This is a genomic window from Bacillus sp. 05T31 (assembly GCF_056396725.1).
In genome coordinates this window covers 1-3060 of sequence record NZ_JBFTMA010000550.1, presented here as the reverse complement: position 1 = coordinate 3060, position 3060 = coordinate 1, and the positions used below count along the sequence as shown (strand labels likewise).

At 39.4% G+C, this 3060-nt stretch carries 4 protein-coding genes; all 4 read right to left on the bottom strand.

The window, feature by feature from the left end:
* Window positions 1-104: 104 nt before the first annotated feature.
* Entirely contained in the window at window positions 105-1127 is a 1023-nt protein-coding gene (locus tag AC1DJR_RS23955; RefSeq protein ID WP_002011813.1) for an NAD(P)H-dependent glycerol-3-phosphate dehydrogenase, read from the bottom strand.
* A gap of 18 nt (window positions 1128-1145) precedes the next feature.
* Window positions 1146-2456: a ribosome biogenesis GTPase Der gene (der, locus tag AC1DJR_RS23950; RefSeq protein WP_477003670.1), complete on the bottom strand. Its 1311-nt coding sequence runs from the start codon at window positions 2454-2456 to the stop codon at window positions 1146-1148.
* Between the two features lie 124 nt (window positions 2457-2580).
* Window positions 2581-2766 carry a capping complex subunit for YIEGIA gene (locus AC1DJR_RS23945; protein ID WP_002086624.1) on the bottom strand — a complete coding sequence of 62 codons (186 nt, stop codon included), beginning with the start codon at window positions 2764-2766 and terminating at the stop codon, window positions 2581-2583.
* On the bottom strand, window positions 2763-3060 hold a 298-nt coding region (locus AC1DJR_RS23940), incomplete at its 5' end, for a YIEGIA domain-containing protein (protein ID WP_477003669.1). The genes AC1DJR_RS23945 and AC1DJR_RS23940, both read right to left, overlap by 4 nt.

The following is a 3060-nucleotide window of genomic DNA, read 5'->3' as shown; positions in this document are numbered from 1 at the left end:
CTCCTCAAGTTACTCTTCATCCTATGCAGAGATGAAAAATTGGTGAAAAGACCCATAAAAAATAAAAAACGGTAGAAGTACGAAATGTACTTCTACCGCTTTCTTTATAACAAATCAGGTATCGCTTCAACTTCATGTTTTCGAACACGTCCCATCAATGAGCCTACTGCATCTTTCACATTATTCCCATTGAACAGCACGTCATATAAAGCAGCTGTAATCGGCATTTCAACTTCCATTTTCTCCGCCAATTCATGAGCAGCTTTCGTTGTTCTTACACCTTCTACAACCATACCCATACTTTCTAGCACTTCTTCTAAAGAGTGCCCTTTTCCAAGCATATTTCCAGCGCGCCAATTTCGGCTATGCACACTTGTACAAGTTACAATTAAGTCTCCCATACCAGTTAGACCAGCAAACGTTAACGGATTTCCGCCCATTTTTCTTCCTAAACGAGCAATCTCTGTTAAACCACGTGTCATTAATGCTGCTTTCGCATTATCACCTAATCCAAGCCCGTCAGATATCCCCGCAGCTAGTGCAATAATATTTTTTAAAGCACCACCAAGTTCAACTCCAACGATATCTGGGTTTGTATATACACGGAAATAGCTATTCATAAACAAATCTTGTACTCCCTCAGCCGCTTCCATACGCTTTGCTGCAGACGTAACAGTTGTCGCTTGACGCAATCCAACTTCTTCAGCGTGACTCGGCCCAGATAGTACAACAACATCCTTAATCAAGCTCTCTGGAATTTCTTCCTCAATCACTTCCGAAATACGTTTTGACGTACCTGGTTCGATTCCTTTACTTGCATGAATCCAAGTAATTGGCTCTGTAACAATTTCTTTCATCTCTTGCAATACGTCTCGGTACGCTTTCGTCGGTACTACTAGCAGTACTGTATTTACATCTACTAATGCTTCTTCTAAAGAAGAGTAGGCTACGATTGTGCTTGGCAATGTAATCCCTGGAAGATATCTACTGTTCTCACGCTTCGTATTAATTTCATTCATGAGTTCAGGACGGTTTCCCCAAATACGTACATCATGCCCATTGTCAGCTAATACCATCGCTAACGCTGTTCCCCAGCTACCTGCTCCTATTACTGTGATTTTTGTCATAAAATCACATCCTCTCCATTAGTCTCTTGCTCTAGCGATAATGTGAATCGGCGTTCCTACAAAACCGAACGCTTCACGTAAACGGTTCTTTAAGAAGCGCTCATATGAAAAGTGCATTAATTCTGTATCGTTTACAAATATAACAAATGTTGGTGGTTTTACCGCAACCTGTGTCGCATAGAAGATTTTCAGACGGCTACCATTATGTGTCGGCGTTGGATTCATCGCTACCGCATCCATAATTACATCATTTAATACATTCGTTTGTACACGGATGCTATGGCTTTCATTTACCTCATTGATAACCGGTAATAACGTTTGTGTACGCTTTTTCGTTTTCGCAGATAAGAATACAATCGGTGCATACTCTAAAAATTGGAAATGAGCACGGATGTTTTCTTCAAATGCTTTCATTGTTTTTTCATCTTTTTTCACTGCATCCCATTTGTTTACAACGATAATAACAGCTCGTCCTGAATCATGAGCATATCCAGCGATTTTTTTATCTTGCTCAATAATTCCTTCTTCTCCGTCTAAAACGACTAAAACAACGTCAGAACGTTCAATCGCTCTAAGTGCACGAAGTACACTATACTTTTCTGTACTTTCGTATACTTTCCCTTTTTTACGCATACCAGCTGTATCGATGATTACATAATCTTGATCATCTTTACTATATGGTGTATCAACAGCATCACGTGTCGTTCCCGCTATATTACTTACAATTACACGTTCTTGACCAAGAAGTGCATTTACAAGTGATGATTTCCCTACGTTTGGACGTCCAATTAAAGAGAAACGGATTGTTTCATCGTCATACGCTTCTTCTTCAATCTTTGGAAAATGATTTGCAGCTTCATCTAACAAATCACCAAGTCCTAAACCGTGTGTACCTGAAATCGGGAATGGCTCGCCAAATCCTAATGCATAAAAATCATAAATATCACTACGCATGTCTGGATTATCAACCTTATTTACCGCAAGTACAATTGGTTTTTTAGAACGGTATAAAATTTTAGCAACTTCTTCATCTGCTGCAGTTACACCATCGCGACCATTCGTCATAAAAATGATAACATCCGCTTCATCAATCGCTACTTCCGCCTGTTGAYGAATTTGTGTCAAGAACGGCTCGTCTCCAATATCAATTCCACCTGTATCAATAATGTTAAACTCATGATTTAACCATTCTCCCGCACTATAAATACGGTCTCGCGTTATACCTGGTATATCTTCTACGATTGAAACTCTTTCTCCAACAATTCTATTGAAAATAGTAGATTTCCCTACGTTCGGGCGGCCTACTATCGCTATTACTGGTTTCGGCATATACTTTCATCCTTTCAACTTGCTTCTGTTTATTATGTAAAAAACCCTTCTTTGTGCAAGAAGGGATTTGCATTCCAGAATATTTCTCAACGTATCAAAACACCTCACATTATACCACACGTTACTAATGTTTCACAATAATATATACATTATCTTGTAAGCGATGTGCAATACCATCTAAAATAGCCTCTAAATTATTTGCAACAAATTCCAGTTCCTCTGTCGACTCGCAAATAAATAAAGGGGCACCACCTGCAAATTTCTCTGGCGTTGTTGTAATGACTGCGAGAATAACACTTTCTAACATCATCTCTTATCTCCCCTTCCTTTCGGAGCTTCTGATGACATATGAACAGCACTCTCTAATGTTGGTACATTTCCGATTACCCCTATCGCTTTTTCTGCATCTTGATCTTGCGGCAGAACAAAAATCCCAACTCTCCCATCCTCTAAATCACGCTTCGCTAACGGTACAAGTGCCGGCGTTCCAGAATCTCTATATATTCCTAAAGCAACCGAAACATCATGTAAAATAGCTTGCCGTTGTCCTAAGTTTGAGATTGTAACCATCGCATCTATCGATTTCGGTTTTAAAATAAATCCC

Coding starts and splice junctions, on each gene's coding strand:
- AC1DJR_RS23955 (WP_002011813.1), bottom strand. CDS start 1,127: ATGACAAAAATCACAGTAATAGGAGCAGGTAGCTGGGGAACAGCGTTA.
- AC1DJR_RS23945 (WP_002086624.1), bottom strand. CDS start 2,766: ATGATGTTAGAAAGTGTTATTCTCGCAGTCATTACAACAACGCCAGAG.